This window comes from Bowmanella yangjiangensis (assembly GCF_017255015.1).
Lineage (GTDB): Bacteria > Pseudomonadota > Gammaproteobacteria > Enterobacterales > Alteromonadaceae > Bowmanella > Bowmanella yangjiangensis.
Genome location: NZ_JAFKCS010000591.1, coordinates 1 through 451, shown reverse-complemented (window position 1 = coordinate 451; position 451 = coordinate 1). Strand labels below are relative to the sequence as shown.

The window sequence follows — 451 nt, the reverse complement described above, 5'->3', positions numbered from 1 at the left end:
GTTGACTTCCCGGCCATCGAGGATGATGCCGCCGGCCGTGGCCTGATGAAGCCCGGCGACGATGTTCAATACGGTGGACTTGCCACAACCGGAATGGCCGATCAGCGAGACGAACTCGCCTTTGGCGATCTTCAGATTGACGTTCTGCAGTGCGCGGAACAGGCCTTTATCGGTGGGGAAATCGATGCCGACATTGGTCAGTTCGAGGTGGGCGTGGCTCATGGCGGTTCTCCTGGGTCAGCGCAGTACGGCATTCTTGTCCCAGCTGAACAGGCGCTGGAGCAGAAGCATCAGACGGTCGAGGGCAAAGCCGATCAGGCCGATGACGATCACCGCCACCATGATTCGCCCGAGTGAATTGGAGCTGCCGTTCTGGAACTCGTCCCAGACGAATTTGCCCAGCCCCGGGTTCTGCGCGAGCATCTCGGCGGCGATCAGCACCATCCAGCCA

Annotated in this window: 1 protein-coding gene and 1 pseudogene; both read right to left on the bottom strand. The window is 60.5% G+C overall.

Annotated features, from left to right (window positions below; genetic code table 11):
• On the bottom strand, positions 1-222 hold a 222-nt coding region (locus J0A65_RS25815; RefSeq protein ID WP_206597055.1), incomplete at its 3' end, for an ATP-binding cassette domain-containing protein.
• A gap of 15 nt (positions 223-237) precedes the next feature.
• Positions 238-451, bottom strand: a pseudogene (locus J0A65_RS25810) (ABC transporter permease); the annotation flags it as partial.